Genomic DNA, 25,021 nt, shown 5'->3' with positions numbered 1-25,021 from the left:
GTTAGCACAACGGGATTACTGCCGACATCGGCGCAGCCGAAGCTCAGTCGGTCCAGGGCCAGTTCAGCAATTCCACAGGCGTCGCTGGAACCGTTGTCGATCTGGGCGGGAGTGATGGATGCGTTACCGGATGCGTCGAGGGAAACGGTGAGATCCTGACAGACAGTTTGTGGTACGATCTTATCCTCTACGGTTACGGTAGCCGAACAGCTTGCGGAATTATCGTTGTTGTCGGTTACGGTGAGCACAACGGGATTACTACCTACATCGGCACAGCCGAAGCTCAGTCGGTCCAGGGCCAGTTCAGCGATTCCACAGGCGTCGCTGGAACCGTTGTCGATCTGGGCGGGAGTGATGGAGGCGTTACCGGCTGCATCGAGGGAAACGGTGATATCCTGACAGACAGTTTGTGGTACGATCTTATCCTCTACGGTTACGGTAGCCGAACAGGTTGCGGAATTATCGTTATTATCGGTTACGGTTAGTACAACGGTATTGTTACCAACATCGGCGCATCCGAAGCTCAATCGGTCCAGGGCCAGCTCGGCGATTCCACAGGCGTCGCTGGAACCGTTGTCTATCTGGGCCGGAGTAATGGATGCGTTACCGGCTGCATCGAGGGAAACGGTGATATCCTGACAGACAGTTTGTGGTACGATCTTATCCTCTACGGTTACGGTAGCCGAACAGGTTGCGGAATTATCGTTATTGTCAGTTACGGTCAGCACAACGGGATTGCTACCAACATCGGCGCAACCGAAGCTCAGTCGGTCCAGGGCCAGCTCGGCGATTCCACAGGCGTCACTGGAACCGTTGTCGATCTGGGCGGGAGTGATGGAGGCATTGCCGGCTGCGTCGAGGGAAACGGTCAGGTCCTGACAGACGGTTTCGGGTGCGATATTGTCCTCTACTACGACTAAAAAGTTTTCAGTCCGACTATTTCCACAGTCATCAGTGGTAATCACTGTGACGGTCGTTTGGCCAACGTTAAAAAAGCTACCGGATAGGGGAGAATATTCGAAGCTGGGATTTCCGCAATTATCGGTTGCTGTTATCGTGGGAAAAGAGACAATTGCGCCACAGGAGCCGGCATCTACGAAGCTTGTCAGCTGTACTGGAAGATTATCAATAACCGGTGATTTATCATCATAGACTGTTATCGTCTGGGACGCACTAGCTTCGTTGCCGGCTGCATCCGTGGCGGACCAGGTGCGGATTAGGGTGTAGTTAAAGGCGCAACTTCCATTGACTCTGGTTTCCGAAAATGTTACGGGAAGATTCCCATCCACATCATCATTTGCAGTGACCGTTGGAATATTGGGTACGTTGTCACATTCTACATTGGTACTATTGGGTACACCCGATAATACTGGAGCCGTTTCATCAATTACGACATTGGCGGAATTATAGAGGTATTCAAGAATGTTGTTGTGTAAATTCCGCACATATGGCTGGGGACTCCAATACTCCTGAAACCAGGGCAGGGTTAGACCGCCAAACATGACTTTGCCGTTACCCCAGCTTTTTTCGGCCAGGATCACTCTGGAAGACTGATTGTCACCAATTAGAATAGGGGTTAATCCAGAGCCCAATATAATATCGTGAGCAAAATAATTGCCGGAGTAGGGCGATGTATAGGATGGAGAAAAACTTCCGTTGAATATTGGATGAGCTGGATTTACAGGGTTCCCTTGTCCTGACAGACTTCTGAAAAAATTGACACCAAAACCTACATTATAAGAGTTGTAAAGTTGGTTTGTGGCTGAGTTTATGAACAAAACATTTCCTTGTGCTACCCAGTTTTCTATTCGCGTTCTGTTGTTTTGAATGAAGTTGACCATTGTAGAGGTACTACTATTTCCACCTTCAATAAAAACAAACTTATAGTCTGAGGAAAATAGTTGTGCAGGATCAGCGGTGTTGTAAATGAACTTGCTCCAGTTTCCCGAACCAAAGACGTTGTTTAGGGCAATGATGTTTCCATTTCGCCCCCACGGCTCTGCATTGTTGGTTAGATACGCGACATCCTGTGCTTGCACATGGAACGCTAACCCATGGACGAGGCATAGCATGGCAATGTAAATGTAGTTCTTCATGAGGAATAGTTTATTTAGGTTAATTAAATGCGATAGATAGTGGGGGGAAATAAATGTCAGAATGCAATACTTGACGCGAAGTGGGTCGGGAAAATCCCAAACCGCTTTGGTCAGTATATACTGCACTCAAATTGGTTTGATCCTGACTGTCTTGACACCTCAGGGCCCAAACTAATTTTACGTCAGTGTATATGAGGGGAGTTACAGGAATGTGTAGTAGCTATAGCTAAAATTATTTTTCGTAGTCGAACATAGCCTGTCAAAAATCTAAAATAAAGAGGGGATACCGGAAGCAGGTATTGGTGGATATAACTCATAAGGATTTAGTTGAACGCTATAAAAAGGCAAAATAAAAACTTGAAAATACTTACCCAATACCAGTTTTTTGCGACACTAGAAATTTGGTTTTTTAACTGATTTTTGTATATCGTCTATATGGTTTTTAGGCTAAATTTTTCCCTGCTCGCAAATGGGCGTAGGCGTTCCTCAGCAAGAGTAGAGGTTCGTTCCTTAAATGATGAGCATTATTACACTTATAAGTAAATTGATGACTTTGACTTCCAAATTAATAAAGAAAGTCCCCCCTTTCCCACAATTACAACACCCCTAAAAGCCGGAAAATTTTAGAGGATTTTCCGCTTTGGGGCCATTGAAATGTGGAAAAGGTAAGAGGTGAAAATGCTCAGAAGAGGAAGTGGTTTTTGTAGATCTGTTACTCTGCTTCAGGCCTCCAGACCGGAAATCTGACCGAACACCAACTTCAAGATTGGTGTTTTAGTAGTGTATTTCAATTTTACTGAGATGCCTGTTATTAACCTGAAAACCATTATATTATGTTACGTTATGCATTAATTTTCTTTGTAGTTGCCATTATCGCTGCCATCCTCGGATTCGGTGGATTTGCCGGAGCTATGGCTGGAATCGCAAAGATCCTTTTCTGGGTATTTATTGTTTTATTGGTAGTTTCCCTGCTGTCCGGTGCCGTGAAAAGAGTGTAAGACAAATAATATAATGCCAAAAAACAAAACACTATTTTGGCATAAATTGTAACATCCTATAGATGATCCATTAGATCATCGACCATAGGTGGTCCTTTCCCGATCGGGTTGGGACCATCTTTATTTATGGTGTGCTGTCTAGTACAGAACTGAATTCGTAAGCATCATAATTCAAACCACCAAATTTCTTCTTCCAGCTCCGCCGCCGGCTCTTCCCATGCCTCCTCATCGGTTTCCTCCCAGATTTGCTCTTCTTCTATTTCTGGGACTTCTTCCCCTTCTGGTTCCCAGGGCGACCAAAGGTGGAATACTGCCTGCCAAAAGTCTTGCATGATTATGTAATTTTAATTTATGGTGAGGTTCGCCTAATTAAGATAACTAATGGATCAACAGCGGGGCCGTATTCCGTGTCCGGGAAGTTTAATGGCTAAAATTGCTTGATGGCTTTGACAGGGAAAGGTAGCCATCAAGCCATATTAACTATAAAGCCATCTAACCATATTCATCATCTAGCCATATAATCCCCCGCATACGGAATTGTGTTCCGTCCCAATACGGCCACACACCGGTGCCAGCTAGCATAAATGCAGCCCCAATCCTCTTTCTTTTAACTAATAGTAGAAATTGTTTATTGCCACCACCGGATCAGATCATTAACAGTATCAGTTCCCGCACCACATCCTCCAGAGCATAACAGTTGGCCAGCGAAATGTCCACTACCCTACCCTCTTCACGGAGTATCCCACTTTCGGCGCCTTCCAGATTATTGATGGTGATGTTTACGCCTTCCGGAAGATCCATTTTGTTCAGCAACTGGTACAGTTTCTGGGTAGGCTCATCGGAATCTTTATCCACAAATAAAGAGATCATACTATCTGGTTATCTTATTTCCGGGAGGCAATAGCATCTCGGATTCGGTTAATTGATTTGCCTGGAGGATCAGTTTTCGCTCTCCACTGAATTCAAACAGTTTAAGCTGTATATATTCAGCTACGAGTACTTCAAAAGCATTTCCTTCAAATTCCAGGAAGTATCTAAGTCCAGCTGCCGGCAAATTGGAACCATACCGGGATTTTTCATTCCCGCATGTCTGCCCTATCTTAAAAGACTGGCCGGCTGATAGTAGTACGGATTTCCGGGAATTGCAGGTATAACAGGGAAATCTTCCGGGCTCAAGTATGAGCAGCCGGTATTGCTGGCACCTTCCGAACTTTTCCGTAGCCTCCCGCACTATTTCCCGGTAGGTATCCATCGTAATATCGATATTTTCAAGATCAATATCCAGTTCTGTCGATAGTTTTTCTGTACTGTATTGAATGGCTTCTTCTAACACGTGTCTGGAAATTTCACCTTCAAATTGAGCGGACAAATATTGCTCCAAGGTTGACGCAGTAGAAACAGAGGTCTTTATGTAGAGTATGCTGAAAATAAGCAGCAGCGGAATGATGATATACATAGTCAGACCGGCCGTTCTTCGGATGGGAATCGAAAAGGACATGTGTTAGCGTTGCGCGTTTTAAAGATCAATTTTCGAAAAATAAGAAATAAATTCAATAAACTACTAATTAAGTGTAATTAATTAGTTCATACTTATAAATAGTACCTAATGTAATGGATTGACTTTTAATTTACAGAATGAAGGACCCACAAATAGAACAATTACTGAGCCTGGTAGGAGAGCGACTCAAAGCATTAAGAAAAGCCAAAGGATACTCTAACTACGAGCAATTCGCCTACGAAAACAATATCGGCCGGGCGCAATATGGCCGTTATGAAAAGGGAAGTGACTTGCGGTTAAGCAGCTTATTTAGAGTGCTGCAGGCCATGGATATTTCTCCAGCTGATTTCTTTGCAGAAGGTTTTGAAAGCCCGCTCCCTCCTACCCCTAATTGATCATCGCATATTAGCATCCATGAAAATCACCAAAACCGGCAAGATCTCCATCAAACTTCCGCCCATACTGCGGGAACCACTCATCCTGGCCGCCCAGCAAAGGCTCTACTACGAAAATGAAGACCTGGAACACTACTCGTTCTTCCTGTTGCACGAAACATTGCAACGGCTGCAGCGTGTTAGTACGAACCGGATCCAGTTTCGATTTTCCGAATTTTTTATCCTCCTCACCCCGCAAACCATGCAGTACCTGGATGAACCTACCCAGATCCTGATCCGCGATGCTATTGAGGAACGCTCGAAAGGTACCAGATTGGATATTGCACAAATGGATGATCCGGATCATGTGAGAGCATTGCGAGAGCATTTCTTGCGTCCGCCTGCTTAGTGAAACGAATAGAGCAGTGATGATTTTGTAATAGAACAAGCTCCTGCTGCAAAATTTCCAAAATTTTGTAGATTTAAAAAAAGATTCCTTGAAAGCTCATGAAGCTACGCCTCAGGACCGAATAATTTGCAGACTGGAAGAAAAACTATTCGCTACCAGCTATTAAGGCTGTAGTGATTTCCACCTTCAAAACCTGCTTTCCAATACAATATCCCAACTATATATGGCATATTCCTATACTAATCGCCAGGATAAAACCCACTATATTAAAGCCGTAACCACCAAAAAAGGAGGTGTTCGTTATTACATCACTTTAGACCCTACGGTCGAAAACCTGATCTCTGAAATACCGGAAGGGTTTGAAGTTCTCGAATATCCTTACGACGCCAGGGTAGTCATTCGGAAAAAAATACCGGTAAACGTTAGGCCCGCGGAAGTAAGCACGGTGCAAAAAGCGATGGAAAAACATTCCCCGGTCCAGGATTTTATCATAACTTCCGAAAGAGAAGATATCGCCATCCATATTTCCCAATTCAACCATTTTTATGATTCGGAATATCTTTCTGCAGATGAAGCAAAAAAATATTACGGGGAAAATGTCCATCTATGGAAAACCTACGATTGGATCCTCACTTTTCGTCTGGCAGATGTGGATACGCGGAAATTCCAGGTTATCCGGAAAGCCAGTGTGCAGTACGAGGCGGTCGGGATTGATGAAGGAACTGATCTGTCCTCCTTAGCCGAAAAATATTGCTACCATGTGGGCCGGGAATCCCTCTTGAATTTTTGGATTCCCGGGGAGGATTGGTAACGGTGTTCCGGAGTCAGTATTTACGCGGGACATTCCCTACATTTCCTGGTATCTCTTGATTAATTATAGATCTGATCATCATACTCATCTTCGTACGGACCGGGATTCCACCGGCACTTAATGCTGGGACCGACTATCTGATGTTGGCCACTGGGATCGATAGCACTTTCATCGTGCAGCGAACCGGCCCGATACCAGATAACAATATCCTCTCCGTTGATATTTTCACCATCTATAAGATGGGCGTCATTGAAGCAGGCTAACTGATTGGAAGTATTCAGTCCCCATTCATTGATCTCATCGGGATCATATTTTGCAATGAAAACATCTCCTTTTGCCCAATCGTCTCCGTTTCCGTTTCCGTCATGCTCACCGGCGATCAGGTCGCAGCGCAGATTATTTGGCCCGCTGATCGTCCACATCATCTGGGAATAGCTCCTGTAGCGGGTCACCTCCTGGGTGAAGGGGGGAACAGAGACCCAATTGGAGCCAGTTCCTTTGGTCGGAACGTAGGATTCGATGACGGAATTGATGGAGCCATTGATATCAAAATCAAAACGCCAGTATACGTGATGCACGTGGCGCTCGCAGGTACAGTTGTTCTGAACAGCGGAGAACTTAAATCGTGGTTCGATCCGACCGCTGGGATAAAATACCCATTCGTGGGCGTAGCGATACCAATCGGCCTGAAGTTCACTCACTACTACCACACTGTTATCTGTGGGGTTTTTATAGATAGCTACGCCTTTGAAATTGCCGCCGTCATCGCCACTGTCCACAATGGTTTGGGGCATGGCCGTGCAGTTCCGGAAACCGTTTGCCACGGGAGGGAAATTGGTACCCTGAGCTTCAAATTTTGCGGGCACAAAAATGGGGTCATCGTATACGTTAACGGAACTGCCGCCGCAGTAAGATTGGGCATTACCTCCGCAAATGGCATCGTAAATGACGTTTAATTTTGGAGCATGGGCCCGCTTCAGTACTGATTTGCCCATAAAGCTTACATCGCGCAGTTCGACACCCGATCCCTTGTGTCCGGAGGATGATTTTGGTTGGACTACGGTGAATTTCCAAATAGGCGTCAGGGGATTAAAGGGGTTGGGTATGGTGATCTCTTTGTATCCGGTGGGGTCGGAACCGGAGTCCAGATCGGGAGGTCCGCAGGTGGGCGCTGAAAATTCCAGCCCGGCAAAGTTATGATTCATGACTTCGATCGGATGCCGCTCGTCGGATATATTAACGGCATAGGCTCCTAGTTGGTCGGATGTTTCAGGACCTATGACCATGAAGGATAACATCCGGTTCCCTTCGCTGTTGCTCATGGCCGGAGGCATGGCGTTCACTACCGTGAGGGTCCCGGCGGTAACCTGATCGGAGATGTTTAGGTTTCGTATCAAGGCATCGTAAGCGAGTTGTTCTTCTTCGGCATTGGGAGTAGGCTGATCGTCAATGGCTGTGGCCTCTACTTGCCGGGTGTCTGTACTTAACCGGATTTCGTAGGCCTGGTCCCGCGTGTAATCATAGGCTATGGCGGTATATCTGGAAATGATCAGCGTATCTTGTCCCTCCCACTCCTTGGCGTCAGAAAAGACTGGTTTAAAGGATAAGATTCGGTATCGGTTATCTTGAAAGATCTTCCGAAATTCAGGATGCTCCTCTAACCGATCCTGTAGATTTTGGATCTCTTCTGAGCTGGGACCGACCGTTTGGGCAACTGGATCAGGGATACTGGGCAGTGGTTTGGGTTCTGCACATTGAGCAATTAACAAGGCAACTAAAACAACAAACGTTGCTACTGGGGTAATCTTTTGCATAATAGGTTTAGTTTATAATATTATAATTGGCAAGCACTATTGCCTAAAACTGGGTTTGCATAAAAAACTTTCTCAGTTATCGCCAAACACTGCCCCCAGGTCCACGCCAAATTCCGGAAAGATTCCGGAAGGCACTACATCATGGCGAAGGAAAGGCGTCGACATACTCTTGAAAATCCGACCTGTGATCATTTCGACCATTTCGTCAAACCGCCAGGTGAGATAATCCGCATAAGTATATTGCTTGTTCAGATCCAGCTAATTGATGTCCGTGAGCATACAAGCAAAAAGTTTTAATAAAAATACAAAAATTCTTTCATTGGTGACTTAGCATTTGGGCACCGCTGATGTGGGGAAACCCCGATGCGACACCATCAGAAGTTCCCAGACCGTACCTTACCACGTTCCAACAATCACATTCACACTTTCACACGTTCACACATTAAAACATGACCACCGCCAAACCTCCCGCCCAACTTCATAGATCCCGGCCCACTTGACTTTCCCCGCAAACTTCCCCTGCAGCACCAGGTGCTTAAATCGGTCTGAAGAAACACCTCGTACATCTTGTCCTGCCGTACTGTACAGGGTAAACCCACGCGCCAAGCGATGTTGCTTGAAAAAAATCACGAGTTTGAATCGGCCCCGTCGATTATTACTTTTCGTCCTGACTGTCATATCGCTATATTTTTACCATTGGTGGCTCATTACCAATAAGCCGACAGAAATCCATTACTGCTTCCTCACTGTGCTCCTGTAATCGGCCAATTAGTTTCCGGTAGACTTCGATTGGTCCTGCTGTCCCGTCGGCTTCCTGGAGACTGCGCCGGTATTTGTGCACCGCGCGTGTTACTGCAATATGGCCTTTGATCGCTCGTCGCTTTGCATTATGCCGGTGAAACCAGGCTTTCGTACGCCCAAAACCCCGGTGATTCCGGTAATCAAAATATATGGATGGGATCGGCACCCAACGCTCTAAACTGGGCGTGGCATTGCGCCCCCGGTCTATCCACTTCCGGACCAGCCGGATCCGCTCGCAGATCTCGGCTGTTCCCGCGGTGTAACGCTTCGGACTTGCATAGATATAGTACTCTGCTAGCCGCGCCTTTGCTCGTTCCCGTTCGGCATCTGCAATCCACTGTCCGGCGTAGAGTTCCTCTTGCGCCACGGCCCATACCTGAGCTACTTCCCGAAAGATCCGACGCCCAATCCGATCCGGCAATCCAACCACTACCTCCGCAAAAGTCTGCGGCACCCCATCACCCCCTCCCCCAATCTCCCCTTCACCCCATTCACCATCCACGGGGGGGCGCCGCGCAACCCGGGGGGGTATCTCCCCATCGGGGGAGATGTCGCGCAGCGACAGAGGGGGCACCAGGTCGCTGTCGGTCTCGTAACCAGTCAAAACGTGTCGTAGGTGATCGTGCGTCCGATGCTCATCGGTTTCAGCACGTTTTCCACACGGATCGATCTCTAATTGATTTAATTGATTAGTATCCGGTAGGGACAGAGTACAGTTGGACGAAAAGTTTTCTTTAAAAAGCGTATTTTTTTCCTCATAGGAGGGTAGAAACTTCATGGATTCAGATGGCAGGTCAGGCCTTATTTTCACAGCTTGCATAGTGCTTCTCCACATTTTATGGAAACGGGGCGCATGCCGCTGCAAATTACCTTTATCCGGCCGACGGGTATCGGCGGTCGTTTGCTGATCACTACATTCTGTACAAAACAGCCCTATCCAGTTCCGCTGATCCCCCCTTCGGGCTAAAAAGATCACTTCCGTATTCAACTGCAATTCATAATTCGCTTTACTGCCGTGCCAGACCTCGTCCCTGATCAGTCCCGCTTCCTGTAAGCGCTGCCGCAGATTCTGGATGGTTCTTGCGCTACACTTCACTTCTTCTCCCAGTTGTACATTGTTGGTCGCTATGCGGGGCAGCGCAGTGCCAGGAATCAATCCTATACTGCCGGATTGCACTTTCCACAGGACGATCCGCTGGATCTCCAGCAATTGGTACATTAAATTTTGGTGATTGGCCCGCAATTGTTGCCGGAGTGGCCGATCCTGATTGTAGCTGGAAATAAAATCCTTGACCAACAGGATACTCTTGCGCAAATCCAGGTAGTACTCCGTGGATTTTCCTGTGGAGCAATTAAAAGCATTCATAGTTGTTCATTTTAGGCAATACGATCCCGTCCATCCCGGAGCCATTTCTGGGACAGCAAAGAATTACCATTACTAAAATTGATTTGAAAAGCAAACTGCAGAAGGAGCGCACAGCATCATCAGAGTATCACTAAATAAGACAGTGTGATCAGCACCATCCCGGTCATCCAAAAATCCCGGCCATCCTGGTCCAAGGGATAGCTAAAAAAAAATGGATCTTACGAAGGATTATTTGCCGGGTGTCGGGCAGCAAGACGCATTGCCCGGTGGACATCCAACGATCAGGTCGTCTTTTGATTCCACAATCGTAATACCACGGAATCAAACCACCAGATCATCAAATCATAAAAAACTCGCCTACGGTCTCGTTCCAATCCGGGAATCGAACCCGGCTAAATCCCCACCGGATATTGGAAAATTTGGATCTAAAAGTGATAGCATGAGGTGCTGGTAGAAATCCAATCCTGTGATCTTTTATCTCTTGGGACTTCTCAATGGTAGCTGCTTTCCAGTCTCACGCTAGTCATACTCCAAAGGTCAACACTTAATGGCTTGCTGTCAAGTATTGGTGGGCTACCTTACCTTGGGTGTGGTTTTTTGGAACAATGTTCTGTATTGCGTTTGATGCGTTGTTGTTCTTGGAATAATATTTCAAAGGCAGGTAATAGGAAGGAACCAGTCAGTCCACTCCGACTGGAAAAGAGAGTTATTATATTGGCTGGAAATGCGGTCTGAGTTTTGGAACTCAAGGGGATCCCTAGAATTTACTCAAATCATGTTCTTTGCCCGTAATATGGACAACAATTGCGCTCGCTCCAGCAGTCGATGCTTCTTATGTCCATTGCACTTATTACAGGCGATGATCAAATTATCTATATGATTAGAACCAAAACTCTGTGCCGGCACCTTCTTCCCTTTTGGCGGAACTATAGTCCGTAGCTCTTTATTCAGCTTATTCGTCGAAAGCGGGATCAGGTGATCCACCGCAAAACCACTCTCTGCAGCGCAGCCTTCCAGTTGCAGCATGCAAACTAAACCGAATTCCTCTACCAATGTGGAAAAAACGGAATTTCGGATGCGACTGAATGCCTTGCGCTTTAGGGCGGGATCTCTAAAATCGAACAGGGAGGTGAAATGAAGAATGGACAAAGGATGATCTGTCTCGATCAATAATTTTTCAAAGTAGATTTGATCTTCTGGGAATTCGAAATTCATCATCATGAAATAGGCCTGTTTGGTTTTTGTCGTTGCTACAATATCATCAATAAATGCTTTAGTCTGCCCATTTTCTAAAAAATGTTCCCCCAGTTTATTGAAAACGGTACGATTTCCTGTTGAACGAAACTACTGACAACGATCGCCTTACAGCTCCCAAAAATTCCCTACATTTATCAAACTGTAAGTAAACCCATATCCCATTGGACTCCAGCATACCCATTATATTACTAGCTTTCGCCAATGATACCGAGTCTCCCTTGCGGGAACTGGCGGAGGAACAGGACGAATTGATCCAGGCCCTGCACTCGGTACACGATGCCGGCGTCTGTCAGGTGTTTACCATAGCGGCGGCCAGCCCGGAGAAGATCATTAGTGTGTTTCAGCGGTATGGGAGTAGGATCCGGATTTTTCATTACGGCGGTCACTCCGATCAGGAAGCGCTTTTCCTGCAGCAGGATTTTCCCGGACAGGAGAATACCCGGGCCGCTTATCTGGCTGGGTTCCTGGGGGCACAAGAAGATCTGGAACTCGTTTTCATCAACGGTTGTCTGAGTTCCGCTCAGGCCGCAGTCTATCACCGGGAAGGCATACCGGCGGTTATCGCTACCGATCATACCGTTGGTGATGCGGCAGCGCGGGAGTTTGCCCGCTACTTCTATCAGACCCTGGCCGGTGGTAGCACCATCAGTGAAGCTTTCCGCTCGGCCGCTACTGCTTATAAGACTAAGCACAATGGATCGCCTCGTGGCCAGGGATTCCTGGGAGAAGGGAACGATGCTCCCTGGAAACTTTCTCCGGAAGGATCTCATTCGTGGCGACTGCCGGCTGCGAAGCCGGATACGGAAACGCTTAAGCTCCGCTTTATCACCCATCGGCGTCCGACCCGGCAGGATAGGTTGTTGCAGCGCCTGCTGGTGCTGAGTGATCTGCAAGCTGCTCTGCAGGAACACCAGGTGCTATGGCTGCATGGCCCCAGTGGTTGCGGCAAAACGGTCCTGGCCGAGCAATACTACCACCTCTTTTTATCGCAATATCAGCACGTAGCGTGGATTGAGGTCAAGCACGATTTTTTGCAGGACTTTATTGCGGCAGCGCCGCTGGCGGTCCCCATCCCGGAACTCCGGGCTCGCTTGGAGGACCTGGACCGGCCCCGACCGGACATCGATCGGGCCTGCGCCCGGGCTTTTTCCCAGTACCTGGCTAATCTACCCGGACGGGTCTTGCTGGTGGTGGATGGTATCAAGGACCTCCAGCAGTTTACGCCCTACTATGACCTCCTGGAGTTACACCAAAACCATGTGCTGATTACCTCTCTGGAGATTCCTGCTCCTGATCACCCGTGGAGTCGTCGTTATCATTGCCACGCATTTACCGCTCCGCCCTTTACCAACGAAGAGATCCATCTGCTCGCGGCATCTTACGCGCGGGAGTACCCCCACGCTCCGGAATTACTGGATCATCTGCGTCACAACGTATACCTGTCTTCTATTTTATTCAAAAACCTGAACCGACAGCAACCGGCCCGCCTGGATGAGCAGTTGCGAACCCTGCTCGAACAAGCGCCTGCCGCTTCGGTGGATGAATCCCTGCTTACCCTTTTGTTTCAACAATTCCAACCGACACCGGCGGCGGGTTGGGTTTTATTGCAATGGGCGGCACTGCCGGAAGGGTTTTACGAACCGGAGATGGTGGCCGACTTGATCGGCATCGAGGAGATGAAACAGCCAATTGCTACGGAAGGCTACCGCAACTTTAAGGGAAAGGATAAAGGGTTCTTATTATGGAGGAAACGGAAGAATAACCAATTTTTAGAGGCTTTGCAACAGCTACGGGAGCGCGGTTGGCTGGTAGGGAATGAGGAAGGGCAGTTAAGCCTGCATGCTAGATTGGTGCCGGTGCTCCAAGCCGAGCTAACTCCCCGTCTGGATTTTTTCGTGGAATTGAGTGAGAATCTCCAGGAAGTATTCTTTCTAGACGAAGAAATCGGAGTGGAGGGTTCGGAGACAGGAGATCTTGATAAAGGTTCTTGGATGCGGAGCAATATCCAATACGAAAATCATCTACGTAGTTTGGTCGATTTGATTCAGAAGGAAACATCTGAGGGGTTTCTTAGTATTCTTACAAAATTTATCAGTGTTCTTGAAGCTAATTTAAAGTTGATAGAAGAACTTCGAGTTCAAAAGCAATTCGTTTCGATCCTGAAAAACTGGAGAGAAGTCGATTCGGGAACATTATCTGCTGCTTTAAATAATTTAGGACGTTGTTTTAATCGCAACGGTTTGTATGAGGAAGGATTACGTGCTGAAATTGAAGCTCAAGCTATATTGAAATCGGAAAAAGAAGTTAACAATCTTTCGTTAGCTATTTGCTATAATAATATGGCAATAGCCTATCAGAACCTCGGAGATTACGAAAAATCACTAGACCATCTTCAAAAAAGCCTTCTATATTTAGAGTTAATACTAGGGCCCAACCATCCAGATTTAGCTTTTCCTTATAATAATATCGCTATAACCTATCGCTTACTTGGCGAATATAAACAGGCTTTAACCTATAATCAAAGAAGCTTAGCGATACGAGAATCAGCGTTGCAATGGAACCACCCTAAATTAGCTAACTCATATAGTAGTATAGCAGAAACTTATAATAATCTTGGTAAATATAGAAATGCTCTTTTCTATCATCAAAAAGCCCAAATGATACGAGAATCGGTATTGGATGTAGAACATCCCGACCTAGCTACTTCTTATAACGGTTTGGCGGTAACCTATCGGTATTTGGGACGAAACGATAAAGCGATTTTCTATAATCAAAAGGCTTTGGCTATTTGGGAATCAGCATTTGATTTGAAACACCCAATTTTGGCCACTTGCTATGATAGTATAGCATGTACCTATCGTTATTTGGCACAATACGATAAGGCGATTTTATTTCATCAAAAAGCTCAAGCGATCTGGGGATCAAAACTGGATGCTAATCACCCCTATATAGCTACCTGCTACAATAACATGGCAGGAACTTTTCGAGATCATAGACAGTACGAGTCCGCTCTGCAATACTACTTTAAAGCCCAAGAACTATTGAAATTAGTACTTAATGAAAATCATCCTGATTTTGCTACAACCTATTATGGTATTGGGAAGACCTTTTATGCTCTTAATGATTTTGAATCAGCTTTAAGGTATCATCATAAAGCTCTAGTGATCCGAGAATTAAAATTAGATTCAAATCACCCCTACCTAGCCAAATCCTACCAAAACATAGCCACCACCTACCACGCCCTCGGTCAAACCGACCAGGCCAACCACTACGAAGCCAAAGCCGCCGCCATCATTACGCAGGAAGAAGAGTAAGCCGCTCCTCCCCTACCCCACAGAACAAACCTCCAAAATCTGCGTACAACCAAATAGTCCACGGTTTGAGCCTGCCGCGGCAAAGCATTCAGAACCAATTCACTTTAGTTGGAGTAAATAATGGATGTGGATATGCTAAATTGTACTTTCAGGAAAAAGCGGAAATTCCCTCAATCAAGTGGGCAGGTCCATAAAGGACACCAGCGCTGTCAGCCTCCGGGAAATAGAAAGTTCCCTCACTCAACGTACTAAAATAGGGAACTTTCCCCCTCGTGAGGGGGCAGGGGGAGGAAAATCCGTACCACATCTGACCCCGAATCATAGAACTATCCCAATCATTCCCCTTCCAAAATAAATAATCTTAAGTATATTGGCCAGGAGTAAAAAAACAAACAACAATACCCCAAAACTTGAACACATCAACACGGTAAAACATCAAACCCGCTCTTTAATACACAACCGATAGCATGTCCGAAGCACACAAAAAACATCTCGAAAAACAACTCTGGAACATCGCTGACGCCCTGCGCAGCAAGATGAACGCGGACGAATACCGCAACTACATCCTCGGCTTTATCTTTTTCAAATACCTTTCCGAACGGATGCTCGACTTTGCCGATAAGCAACTGGAAAGAGCACCCATCAAATCCTATACGGCTATTCCGGAAGGTACCGACGAAGGGGACCGCTACCTGGACGTCATGCGTACCAAGGCCCTGAAATCCCTGGGGTATTTCCTGAAGCCTTCCGAACTGTTCAGTACCCTCGTGGCTCGCGGTACGGCCAAGGCTGAAGCGGTGCCGGTAGATGAAACTGGTACAGAGGAGGAAGACGAGGATGCCACCACTGCCGACAATTTCATCCTGGAAGACCTGCGCGATGTGCTGCGCCATATCGAGAACAGCACCCAGGGTACCGATAGTGAAAAAGATTTTATCAATCTCTTCGAAGATATCAACCTTAATTCCACCAAACTGGGACGGACCGTCAAGGCCCGTAATAAGATTATCGTGGATGTACTCCGCAACCTGTCGAAAATTGATTTCAAACTCGACGAAGTGGATGCCGATGTACTGGGCGATGCCTACGAATACCTCATTGGTGAATTTGCCAGTGGAGCGGGCAAAAAAGCGGGGGAATTCTATACACCGCAGCAGGTCTCCAAGATCCTCGCCCGGATCGTCACGACCGGCAAAACCCGGCTTCGGTCGGTCTACGACCCGACCTGCGGCTCGGGCTCTTTGTTGCTGCGGGTTGCGAAAGAGGCGAAGGTGGACGACTTCTACGGACAGGAACAAAACCCAACTACCTACAACCTCTGCCGGATGAATATGATCCTGCACGGGGTGCATTTTTCGAAGTTCGATATCCATAATGATGATACGCTGGAGCATCCGGCGCCCCACCACCAGGATCTGCGGGCGGAGGCGGTGGTGGCCAATCCACCCTTCTCGGCGAATTGGTCGCAAAGCCAGGTCTTTATGACCGACGATCGCTTTAGTCAGTACGGCAAACTGGCGCCGCGCACCAAGGCGGACTTCGCCTTCGTGCAACACATGATCCATCATCTGCACGAAAATGGCGCCATGGCTTGTGTGCTGCCGCACGGCGCTTTGTTCCGGGGCTCCTCGGAGGCGCATATCCGGGAGTACCTCATCAAAGACCGCAACTACCTGGATGCCGTCATCGGACTGCCGGCTAATATCTTCTACGGTACGAGTATCCCGACTTGTATCCTGGTTTTTAAGAAATGCCGCGAGGAAGGGGAGAATGTGCTGTTTATCGACGCCAGCCAGGAGTTTGAAAAGGAAAAAAATCAGAACCGCCTCTCGGACGAACAGGTCGATAAGATCATCTACACCTACCGGGACCGGCAGGCGATCGAAAAGTATAGCTACGTCGCTACGCTGGAGGAGATCGCCGAAAATGATTATAACCTCAATATCCCGCGCTACGTGGATACCTTCGAAGAGGAGGAACCGGTCGATCTGGCGGAGGTGTCGGCGGCTTTGAAGCGGCTGAATGTGGAAATGGAAGCGACGGATCAGACGATTGCCGGATTTTGTCAGGAACTGGGTATTGAAACGCCTTTTTAATGATGTTGGATATGGTAAAGACGAAAAATAAGATGGTGCCGGTGTTGCGGTTTCCGGGGTTTCAGGGAGAGTGGAAAGTAGTTCGGTTGAAAGACATATCTAGCCTCATCACAAAAGGTACAACACCTAAATACTTCTCAAAATCAGGTGTCAATTATGTGAAAATCGAAAGCTTGGAAGGGATTAATATCAATATACAGAAGTGCCTCTTCATTGATGAAAAGGTTCACTTTAAAGATTTAAAAAGGTCCATTTTAGAAAAGAATGATGTATTATTTGCCATTGCAGGAGCAACAATTGGGAAACTTGGAATTGTCACAAAAGAGATTTTGCCTGCAAATACAAATCAAGCTCTTGCAATAATTCGTTTAAGAAATCCTCAGATTCTTAATTTTACTCTACAGATTTTACAGTCTAGAGTAATGAATAAGTATATCTACCAAAGCATAAGTGTGGGTGCTCAACCAAATTTAAATTTACAGCAAATAGGAGATTTTAAATTCTTCTTACCCACCCTCCCCGAACAACAGAAAATCGCCCACTTCCTCACCGCCATAGACACCAAAATCCAACAACTCACCCAAAAGAAAGCCCTCCTGGAAGCCTATAAAAAAGGCGTGATGCAACAAATTTTTAAGCAGGAGATCCGGTTTCGGGATGAGGGGGGGAAGGCGTTTCCGGATTGGGAGGAGCGGAAATTTGGTGAAGTGTTTAATTTTCTCAGTACAAATTCTTTTTCGAGAAGTCTATTGAATTATGAGGAAGGACAAGTGAAAAACATTCATTACGGTGATATTCATACGAAATTCAAATCTAATTTGGATTTAAATAAAGAACAAGTACCATATGTAAATGCAGACGTAGATCTATCCAAAATTTCACAAAAAAACTTTTGCCAGGAGGGTGACCTAATCATCGCAGATGCATCCGAAGATTACAATGATATCGGAAAAGCCATTGAAGTTAGGAATCTCAACGGAGAGCGATTGATCGCAGGATTACATACTCATCTAGTACGTGATAAAGGAAAACAAACTGTTCCAGGATTTAAAGGATACTTACTACAATCCCATTTTGTTCGATTGCAGATTATGAAGCTTGCAACTGGTATTTCTGTACTTGGGATTTCTAAAACCAATTTATCAAAGGTAAATCTGATTTTACCATGTTTAAGAGAACAACAAAAAATTGTAAAATTTTTGACTTCTCTTGATGAAAAAACAGACCGAGTTTTTATCAGTTTAGAGGATTTACAAACCTTCAAAAAAGGGCTACTCCAAAAAATGTTCGTATAGCTAAAACACCCAACCGGACCCCATGAGCAAAACTGAATCCGAAGAAATATTAGAAAAAAAGCTAGTCGAGCAGCTCACCGCTACGCTCGGCTATACCTGGGTGGCCATTCCTGATGAAGCTGCCCTGCTCGCCAATCTGAAGACCCAACTGGAGCTCCACAATAAGCTCAGCCTGAGCGCCACGGAGTTCAAGCAGGTGCTGCACCAACTCGATAAGGGAGATGTCTTTGACCGGGCGAAGACCCTGCGGGAGCGAATGGCCTACCTCCGGGATGACGGCGATACGGGCTATCTGCAATTGTTGAATATCGAGCATTGGTGCCGCAATCAGTTCCAGGTTACCCGCCAGGTGACGATGGACCAGGGCACCTACAAAAACCGCTACGATGTCACCCTGCTCATCAACGGTCTGCCGCTGGTACAGATCGAGCTCAAACGCCGGGGCCTGGAAATGAAGGAGGCCTTCAACCAGATCAATCGCTACAAGCGGCATTCGTTCTGGTCGTCCTGGGGTTTGTTTCAGTATGTGCAACTGTTTGTCATCAGCAATGGGGTCAATACCAAGTACCTGGCCAATAGTGGCGAGCAGCTATTGCCTTATAAATTCACCAACTTCTGGGCGGACGCAGACAATAATAAGATCTCCTCACTCACCGACTTCGCGGATGCTTTTTTGGAGAAGTGCCATTTGTCCAAGATGATCTGTAAGTACATTGTGCTGCATCAGACCACACGGACGTTGATGGTGCTGCGGCCGTACCAGTTCCACGCGGTGGAGGCAATTATCGATCGGGTACAGAACAGCGATAAGAATGGCTATATCTGGCATACGACGGGTTCGGGCAAAACGCTCACGAGTTTTAAAGCCAGTCAGATCCTCATCAAGTTGCCTAAGGTTCATAAGGTGGTTTTCGTGGTGGACCGGAAAGATCTGGACAGCCAGACCATCCGGGAGTTCGACGGTTTTCAGAAAGGCAGTGTGGACAGCTCGGACAATACTAAAGTTTTGGTCCAGCAGCTCACCGATACTTACCGGGATCCCAAAAACGGGGAGCTCAAACAAAACGACCTGATCGTCACGACCATCCAGAAACTCAACCGGGCTATTCTTAAAAACACTTATAATCACCAACTGAAGCCGCTGCAGAAAAAGCACATCGTTTTCATTTTTGATGAATGCCACCGCAGTCAGTTTGGAGAGACCCACCGGCGCATCAAGGAGTTTTTTCATTCGCACCAGATGTTTGGCTTTACGGGTACGCCTATATTCGCCAAAAATGCTACCCGCAACGAACTGGGGAAGCGCACCACCAAGGATCTTTTTGACAAACGACTCCACCAGTATGTATTGCCCGATGCCATCCGGGATGAGAATGTCCTGAAGTTTTCGGTGGACTATTACAAAACGTTCAAGGAAAAAGAGGAAAGCAGGGAAAAGCCGGATATACTGGTCGAGGCCATCGAAGCGAAAGAGGTGCTGGAGGCGGACGCCCGGCTGGAGATCATTACGGATTTTATCATTCGGCACCACGACAGCAAAACGCGGGACCGGACCTTCTCGGCCATTTTTTGCGTCAGTAGTATTGATATCCTGATGAAGTATTACGACCTCTTTCAGGCCAAAAAGCTAAGGGGAGAACACGATCTGAGGATCGTTACCATCTTTTCCTACCGCACCAATGAGGAGGACACCGATGTGGAAGAGGGTAATATCCCCGATTCGATGGAGGCGTTTGATGAAAGTAGGCGGGTGAATACGCACAGCCGGGATAAGTTGGAATCCTATATCGCGGATTACAACGAAATGTTTAAAACGAAATTTTCGACCAAAGACAGCAAGCTGTTCTATGATTATTATAAGGACATTGGTCAAAAGCTGAAGAATCGGGAAAAGGACAAATTTGCTTCCGTCTATCATCCGCATCGGATTGATATTTTACTGGTGGTCAATATGTTCTTGACGGGTTTTGACGCCAAGAAGATCAATACGATGTACGTGGATAAAAACCTGAAGCAACACGGTTTGATCCAGGCCTTTTCGAGGACCAATCGCATCATCAATACCAAAAAACACCACGGGATCATCTACTGCTTCCGCAATTTGCGGTCGGCTACGGATGAGGCCATCAAGATGTTCTCCAATAAAACGCCGGTCGAGGAAATCCTTTTAGAGCCCTACACCCATTATCTGGGTGAGTTTGCCGAGGCCGTCGAAAATCTGAAAGCAATTGTACCCGACATCACCAGTGTCGACGAACTGGAAACCGAAAACGATGAAGCGGCATTCATTAAGGCTTTTCGGGAACTGGTCCGCCTGAATAACATCATGTCGGGTTTCGATGAATTTGACGCCGAGGAACTCGGCATCGATCCCCAGGAATTCGCCGATTACAAGAGCAAATACCTCGACCTCTACCGCAAGGTCCGGGAAGATCGCAGTAAACAGAAAGAGTCCATCCTCAATGATCTGGATTTTGAGATCGAACTGATCCAGCGGGTGGAGATCAATGTGGCCTATATCCTGAAATTATTAGGAGATCTGCACAATACGAAAAAGCGAGATCAGGCCAAAAAGCGGAAAGAAATTGACGACTTGCTGGGCGGTGAGGTCGAACTGCACAGCAAAAAAGAGCTCATCCAGAAATTTATCGATCGGCATATGCCCCATATCAAAGATGCGGAAGATATTCCGGCGGCATTCGACACCTTCTGGACGGAGGAAAAGCAGATCGCCTTTGAGGACCTGGCAAAAACCGAAAAGCTCAACGCGAATAAGCTGTTGATGGCGATCAAGGATTTCATCTACACCGGCAAACGGCCCCTGCCCAGTGTTATCGAAGCCATGCAGCTCGAACCGCCCGGCTTTTTTGAAAGCGAAGCCGCCGAAGAACGCATTTCGGATAAGATCGTGGAGTTTGTCAAAGTATTCGACGAAGGCATGGGGGACCCTACAGCCGATGATATCCAGGTATCTCCCGGGGAGAGCCTGATTAAAAATCTACCGCAACAACCAACCGCGCTGGCCGCTGAGCCGGCACCCGTTTACAAGCAGAAACAGCAAATAGAGCTGGAGCTGTCGGGAGATTACGACACCTTTTCCAACGAGGCGATCCTCCAGCTCATTGCGCAATTGGAGGAAGAGCTGGGCCTGTCGGAAAAGATCAGCATCCTGCTTAAGGAAAAGGGCAGTGTCTTACTGACGGTGGAGATGGATGAAACGGAAGCTAACCAACTCCTGCAGGCCGTGAATTCCGGCCAATTGGCTGCCTTCGGTATTGAACGGGTTAAGCTTAAAAAGTTTTTGCCTTTATACCGCCCCAGTACCCCCGTTTCGATGGATGCCGGGGAGAAATTACGTCACTATAAAAATGTACTATCCTCCGGCCACACCCGGCAATTGTTGGATGAACTGGAAATAGAAGTCGTAAATAACCCGGCTCTGGAAAAAGAGGTCATCGTCTTATTGGGCCGGGTCAATAGCCTGGAACGGGATTTCCAAGGTGGTATCATCGATTACGAAACAAAGACCAGAATGAATAATGGGATCCACCTGGCGGTAAGTGATTTGTTGTATCGGTTCGGGGGGCAGGGTTAGTTGCCGGTTTTTGGTTGCAGCAAGCTTCAAATTATTGTTATCTTTAATTCAATCATCAATCCTATTCCACTACCTAAAAATAGGTAGTGATAGCGTAAGATTTTGGTACTCTTGCTAATTATCAATGTCCCATCTTTGTAATCGATAAAGAAAAACGAGTTACAGAAAAGAGAAAAAATAAATAAATAATCCCTCCATTCACCATCAATAAACCTCAATTATCATGAGAAACTATGTCGTTCAAATGGAAGTGAATCCCTTCAAGCTCTCTGCTGTGCAAACGGTAGGTGTTGACTCTATGGGAGGGCTGCAAACTATTTTTCTCCTTCTCCCACATGTATTTAGGCTGGAGCAAATCTTCAGATTTGCAGCGCCTAAACTGGAGGAAGGTGTAATTACTCCTAAAAAGCAGGAAAAAAAGGAAAAACCTGCTTCAACCAGTAAGGGCTTACCCGCTGCGGAAGACGAAAACGAAACAACGGGAGGTGATAAAAATGCAAAGACCGGTCCAGATAACCCACACAAATAATTAAGTCAAGATCCGGCAGGGGTTCATCACCACTGCCGGTCCTTCCAAACGCTCTTCAAAAAACAAACCCAGTATGAGGAAGTCGCTGCTATTTCTCGCTCTCCTCTTCGCAGTTAACACGGTGATGGCCCAATCTACTCCCCTCGATTGCCGCCAATATATTGATAGCATTGAATTTGTGGATAGCTTGTTAATGGCCGGGAATAGTATGCAAGCTGATTCCTTGCTTGACCAGCTCGCTGCAGAAAAAGAAATCAATGCTTGCCCCCTTGCAGGTGCCAGGTTACAATTTGTCACGGCTTTTGCTAAAGACCTGCGGGGACAATGGCTGGATGCATTCCTGGATTATCAAATTGCTTTGGATCTGTTTCAGAAAGTTCCGGACGACGATAGGGATTATTGGCAGGCTATGGTACTCCGGTACATTGCTATTTTAGAAGGCAATAAGGGCGAATACTACAGCCAGGTTAAATATGCCCGGCAATCAGTTGACATCTTTGAAAAAGAGGGAGATGAATACAATCTGTATACTTCTGCTATTTCACTCGCTAATGGATATCGCTACATCGGTCAGATCGAACTTGCCAAAGAAACCCTGCTGCGTGCCAGAGCGTATTTTCTAAGGGAGCGTGATACTTATAAAGATGGGGTCTGCGCTTATAATCTGGCCGATCTTTATTATCGGCAGGATAGCATGCTGCAAGCCAAAGCTTATCTATCGGACGCCATTCAACAATACCGGGCAGTCAATAGCTCCTTTGGCCAGGCGAGAGCCTATAACCTTTTAGGCGCCATCCATTACACCGCCCAGCAGTACGATCTGGCTACGCCTTATTTTGACACTTCCTTACAATACGCCAGAGAAGTGAATGATCCCAGACTGGAATTGGACGCCTTCTTCAATCTCAGTAAAATTGCTATCGCCAGATCAGATATCAAGGAAGCCCGGGAACAGTACCAGCTGGCTATTCAGGTATTCAATCGTTCCGGCAAGAGTATTCTGGATGAAACTTATCTGGATTTCCTCAATAAAAGTATTAATGCGCTGGAAGAAGAGCGAAAGAAGCGCGTCTTTCAGATCACTTCTGCAAGTTCGGTTTTTTTGTCATGCTTGCTCTTGGGATTCATTTATATTATCAGATTACGGAATAAAAGAAAACTCCTGGAACGGGATCAGCAGCAGTTCAGGCTGAGCATGATGCATGAACTGGAGACGTCGAAAAAGAATGAAGAAATTGCTGAACTTAAGAAGCAAAAACTTGAGAAGGAGAAAACCGCTACTGACCTCGAACAAAAATTGCGCTTGAGCCAGGAAAAGTCAATCCTGGATCAGGCAAAATTGCAAAAAGAAGCTATTGAAAAATTGAGTCATGAAGTGCATAATGAAATTGCGGGTAGAATTTGGTTTCTCAATGAGCGGTTGAAAACCGCGATCGACAAGCTGGATAAGGATCAGGTAGACTTGACCGTATTTATTGAAATCATTAGTGAACTGGATAAGGTAAAGGATGTCGCCCGGAATGTAGATCAACTTCTGGAAAGACAGGATTTCAATTGGCTGGTCCTGATCAGGAATCTTTTCCATGATATCAAAAGGGCAATTGAAGTGCCTAAAGTAAGCTTTTCAACTCAGGGCATCAATGGCAAACTTCCTCTTGAAGTACCGATAGGCTTGGGTATTAGCTTGTACCAAATAATCAACAACTGTACTTATAATGCCCTCAAACATGCAAATGCCGAGCAGATCAATTGCCAGCTCAATATTTGGAAAAACGAATTGAGTGTGCTTATTGAAGATGATGGATGCGGGTTCGATCCCAAAATCGTACACGAAGGCTCCGGCCTGAAAATAGTGAAAAAACTGGTGGATAATGCAGCTGGTGTATTGAACGTCAATTCCGGAGATAAGGGCACCGTTATTGCGATAACGATACCATTGATCATTTAAATTGAAAGCAATGAGTAAGATTAGAGTTTTTATTGCAGAGGATAATATCATGCTGGCCGATCTGTTACAGAAAAGCATTATGCACCAGCCGGATATGACGGTTGTGGGGAAGGCCCGCAATCCGGAAGAACTTTCCAATCGTCTGAGAAAAGGAAGTGTGGATATATTGCTGCTGGATATCTTTAAACCTTATAGTAGTTTCTTGAAATTAATTGCCGATCTGAAAAAGGAGGATCCGACTTTAAATATAGTCATTGTAAGCGGTAAGCTAGACTACCATTTCGCCCTGAAAACGGTAGAAGTAGGAGCGAATGCTTACATTTTCAAGCTAGGCAACCACTTTAATGAACTATGCGAGATCATCTTAAAAATTCATACTGATCCCAGGGTTAAAATTTTAAGGCTTCCTCCCCAGAGACCAATTGAAAGTGAAGCTGAAAAAGTGAAAGAAAAATTCAAATCCTCCCGGGCAGAACTGCAGGTTATTGCATTGATGATCCAAGGCTTTCGGTCCAAGGAAATTGCTTACTTTATGAAAAAAATCAATAATAAGGACGCCTACAGTGTCCAGACAGTTCATAAACATAAACAAAATATAAAGCGTAAACTGGAGGAGTTCGGAGTGACCAATGACGCAAGTTTAGGTTATAAGGTAGCTCAATGGGGACTCCTGCAGGGCGATGAACTGGAAACATTTGAGGAGGAATAGCATTAGCTGCTGTTTTATTCCTCGACTATTGACGCTTTCTCTGCGTTCTTGAACTAACGTGAGGTTCTAGTCGACAAATAAGAAAAAGGACTAGAAGACAATCCATGCCGG

At 46.3% G+C, this 25,021-nt stretch carries 18 protein-coding genes; 11 read left to right on the top strand and 7 right to left on the bottom strand.

Translation table 11 applies throughout. The features are described 5' to 3' along the window. Nucleotides 1–1,541: HYR domain-containing protein (locus CRP01_RS04715; RefSeq protein ID WP_170110226.1), on the bottom strand; the 1,541-nt coding region annotated here is incomplete at its 3' end. Nucleotides 1,542–2,929: 1,388 nt separating this feature from the next. On the opposite strand from CRP01_RS04715, the gene CRP01_RS04710 reads away from it, so the two are divergent. Continuing rightward, nucleotides 2,930–3,094: a DUF1328 domain-containing protein gene (locus CRP01_RS04710; protein WP_099148859.1), complete on the top strand. Its 165-nt coding sequence runs from the start codon at nt 2,930–2,932 to the stop codon at nt 3,092–3,094. 164 nt (nt 3,095–3,258) lie between these two features. Here the strand turns inward: CRP01_RS04710 and CRP01_RS42115 are convergent, their stop codons facing one another. From CRP01_RS42115 to CRP01_RS04700, 3 genes are all read right to left on the bottom strand, one after another. After that, entirely contained in the window at nt 3,259–3,426 is a 168-nt protein-coding gene (locus CRP01_RS42115) for a hypothetical protein (protein WP_170110225.1), read from the bottom strand. Nucleotides 3,427–3,739: 313 nt separating this feature from the next. After that, nucleotides 3,740–3,964 carry a hypothetical protein gene (locus tag CRP01_RS04705; RefSeq protein WP_099148858.1) on the bottom strand — a complete coding sequence of 75 codons (225 nt, stop codon included), beginning with the start codon at nt 3,962–3,964 and terminating at the stop codon, nt 3,740–3,742. A gap of 1 nt (nt 3,965) precedes the next feature. Beyond that, a complete protein-coding gene (locus CRP01_RS04700) occupies nt 3,966–4,550 on the bottom strand; it encodes a hypothetical protein (RefSeq protein ID WP_143473271.1) in 585 nt (194 codons plus the stop codon). A 179-nt stretch (nt 4,551–4,729) separates the two neighbouring features. On the opposite strand from CRP01_RS04700, the gene CRP01_RS04695 reads away from it, so the two are divergent. The 3 genes from CRP01_RS04695 (at nt 4,730) to CRP01_RS04685 (ending at nt 6,186) form a co-directional block, all read left to right on the top strand. Next, complete coding sequence (locus tag CRP01_RS04695; RefSeq protein WP_099148856.1) at nt 4,730–4,987, top strand: helix-turn-helix domain-containing protein; 258 nt, start codon at nt 4,730–4,732, stop codon at nt 4,985–4,987. Nucleotides 4,988–5,006: 19 nt separating this feature from the next. Further along, on the top strand, nt 5,007–5,375 hold the full coding sequence (locus CRP01_RS04690) for a hypothetical protein (RefSeq protein WP_099148855.1): 369 nt from the start codon (nt 5,007–5,009) through the stop codon (nt 5,373–5,375). A gap of 223 nt (nt 5,376–5,598) precedes the next feature. Then, on the top strand, nt 5,599–6,186 hold the full coding sequence (locus CRP01_RS04685; protein ID WP_099148854.1) for a hypothetical protein: 588 nt from the start codon (nt 5,599–5,601) through the stop codon (nt 6,184–6,186). A 59-nt stretch (nt 6,187–6,245) separates the two neighbouring features. On the opposite strand, the gene CRP01_RS04680 is transcribed toward CRP01_RS04685, so the two are convergent. The 3 genes from CRP01_RS04680 to CRP01_RS04665 all read right to left on the bottom strand — a co-directional run bounded on the left by CRP01_RS04680 (nt 6,246) and on the right by CRP01_RS04665 (nt 11,388). Further along, nucleotides 6,246–8,000 (bottom strand): hypothetical protein, encoded by a 1,755-nt coding sequence (locus CRP01_RS04680; protein ID WP_099148853.1) that lies wholly within the window; start codon nt 7,998–8,000, stop codon nt 6,246–6,248. A 682-nt stretch (nt 8,001–8,682) separates the two neighbouring features. Next, nucleotides 8,683–10,167, bottom strand: a complete 1,485-nt coding sequence (locus tag CRP01_RS04670; RefSeq protein ID WP_099148851.1) for a hypothetical protein — start codon at nt 10,165–10,167, stop codon at nt 8,683–8,685. A 768-nt stretch (nt 10,168–10,935) separates the two neighbouring features. Then, complete coding sequence (locus tag CRP01_RS04665; RefSeq protein ID WP_099148850.1) at nt 10,936–11,388, bottom strand: hypothetical protein; 453 nt, start codon at nt 11,386–11,388, stop codon at nt 10,936–10,938. A 197-nt stretch (nt 11,389–11,585) separates the two neighbouring features. On the opposite strand from CRP01_RS04665, the gene CRP01_RS04660 reads away from it, so the two are divergent. From CRP01_RS04660 to CRP01_RS04630, 7 genes are all read left to right on the top strand, one after another. Next, complete coding sequence (locus tag CRP01_RS04660; protein ID WP_099148849.1) at nt 11,586–14,738, top strand: tetratricopeptide repeat protein; 3,153 nt, start codon at nt 11,586–11,588, stop codon at nt 14,736–14,738. Nucleotides 14,739–15,205: 467 nt separating this feature from the next. Further along, entirely contained in the window at nt 15,206–16,834 is a 1,629-nt protein-coding gene (locus CRP01_RS04655) for a type I restriction-modification system subunit M (RefSeq protein ID WP_099148848.1), read from the top strand. An 11-nt stretch (nt 16,835–16,845) separates the two neighbouring features. After that, nucleotides 16,846–18,129, top strand: a complete 1,284-nt coding sequence (locus tag CRP01_RS04650; RefSeq protein WP_143473270.1) for a restriction endonuclease subunit S — start codon at nt 16,846–16,848, stop codon at nt 18,127–18,129. Nucleotides 18,130–18,151: 22 nt separating this feature from the next. Then, nucleotides 18,152–21,724, top strand: a complete 3,573-nt coding sequence (locus CRP01_RS04645) for a type I restriction endonuclease subunit R, EcoR124 family (protein ID WP_099148846.1) — start codon at nt 18,152–18,154, stop codon at nt 21,722–21,724. A 223-nt stretch (nt 21,725–21,947) separates the two neighbouring features. Further along, complete coding sequence (locus CRP01_RS04640) at nt 21,948–22,253, top strand: hypothetical protein (protein ID WP_099148845.1); 306 nt, start codon at nt 21,948–21,950, stop codon at nt 22,251–22,253. Between the two features lie 73 nt (nt 22,254–22,326). Continuing rightward, complete coding sequence (locus tag CRP01_RS04635) at nt 22,327–24,201, top strand: tetratricopeptide repeat-containing sensor histidine kinase (protein ID WP_099148844.1); 1,875 nt, start codon at nt 22,327–22,329, stop codon at nt 24,199–24,201. 10 nt (nt 24,202–24,211) lie between these two features. Next, on the top strand, nt 24,212–24,910 hold the full coding sequence (locus CRP01_RS04630) for a response regulator transcription factor (protein ID WP_099148843.1): 699 nt from the start codon (nt 24,212–24,214) through the stop codon (nt 24,908–24,910). The last annotated feature ends 111 nt before the right edge of the window (nt 24,911–25,021 follow it).

It is taken from the genome of Flavilitoribacter nigricans DSM 23189 = NBRC 102662, assembly GCF_002646595.1.
In the GTDB taxonomy this organism is placed as follows: Bacteria; Bacteroidota; Bacteroidia; order Chitinophagales; family Saprospiraceae; genus Flavilitoribacter; species Flavilitoribacter nigricans.
Note: the sequence above shows the minus strand (reverse complement) of the source record. Positions and strands in the feature narration are given on the sequence as shown.

What these genes read in the sequence shown, in the direction of transcription:
- CRP01_RS04710 (WP_099148859.1), top strand. Translation starts at nt 2,930, where the DNA reads ATGTTACGTTATGCATTAATTTTCTTTGTAGTTGCCATTATCGCTGCC.
- CRP01_RS42115 (WP_170110225.1), bottom strand. Translation starts at nt 3,426, where the DNA reads ATGCAAGACTTTTGGCAGGCAGTATTCCACCTTTGGTCGCCCTGGGAA.
- CRP01_RS04705 (WP_099148858.1), bottom strand. Translation starts at nt 3,964, where the DNA reads ATGATCTCTTTATTTGTGGATAAAGATTCCGATGAGCCTACCCAGAAA.
- CRP01_RS04700 (WP_143473271.1), bottom strand. Translation starts at nt 4,550, where the DNA reads ATGTATATCATCATTCCGCTGCTGCTTATTTTCAGCATACTCTACATA.
- CRP01_RS04695 (WP_099148856.1), top strand. Translation starts at nt 4,730, where the DNA reads ATGAAGGACCCACAAATAGAACAATTACTGAGCCTGGTAGGAGAGCGA.
- CRP01_RS04690 (WP_099148855.1), top strand. Translation starts at nt 5,007, where the DNA reads ATGAAAATCACCAAAACCGGCAAGATCTCCATCAAACTTCCGCCCATA.
- CRP01_RS04685 (WP_099148854.1), top strand. Translation starts at nt 5,599, where the DNA reads ATGGCATATTCCTATACTAATCGCCAGGATAAAACCCACTATATTAAA.
- CRP01_RS04680 (WP_099148853.1), bottom strand. Translation starts at nt 8,000, where the DNA reads ATGCAAAAGATTACCCCAGTAGCAACGTTTGTTGTTTTAGTTGCCTTG.
- CRP01_RS04670 (WP_099148851.1), bottom strand. Translation starts at nt 10,167, where the DNA reads ATGAATGCTTTTAATTGCTCCACAGGAAAATCCACGGAGTACTACCTG.
- CRP01_RS04665 (WP_099148850.1), bottom strand. Translation starts at nt 11,388, where the DNA reads ATGATGATGAATTTCGAATTCCCAGAAGATCAAATCTACTTTGAAAAA.
- CRP01_RS04655 (WP_099148848.1), top strand. Translation starts at nt 15,206, where the DNA reads ATGTCCGAAGCACACAAAAAACATCTCGAAAAACAACTCTGGAACATC.
- CRP01_RS04650 (WP_143473270.1), top strand. Translation starts at nt 16,846, where the DNA reads ATGGTAAAGACGAAAAATAAGATGGTGCCGGTGTTGCGGTTTCCGGGG.
- CRP01_RS04645 (WP_099148846.1), top strand. Translation starts at nt 18,152, where the DNA reads ATGAGCAAAACTGAATCCGAAGAAATATTAGAAAAAAAGCTAGTCGAG.
- CRP01_RS04640 (WP_099148845.1), top strand. Translation starts at nt 21,948, where the DNA reads ATGAGAAACTATGTCGTTCAAATGGAAGTGAATCCCTTCAAGCTCTCT.
- CRP01_RS04635 (WP_099148844.1), top strand. Translation starts at nt 22,327, where the DNA reads ATGAGGAAGTCGCTGCTATTTCTCGCTCTCCTCTTCGCAGTTAACACG.
- CRP01_RS04630 (WP_099148843.1), top strand. Translation starts at nt 24,212, where the DNA reads ATGAGTAAGATTAGAGTTTTTATTGCAGAGGATAATATCATGCTGGCC.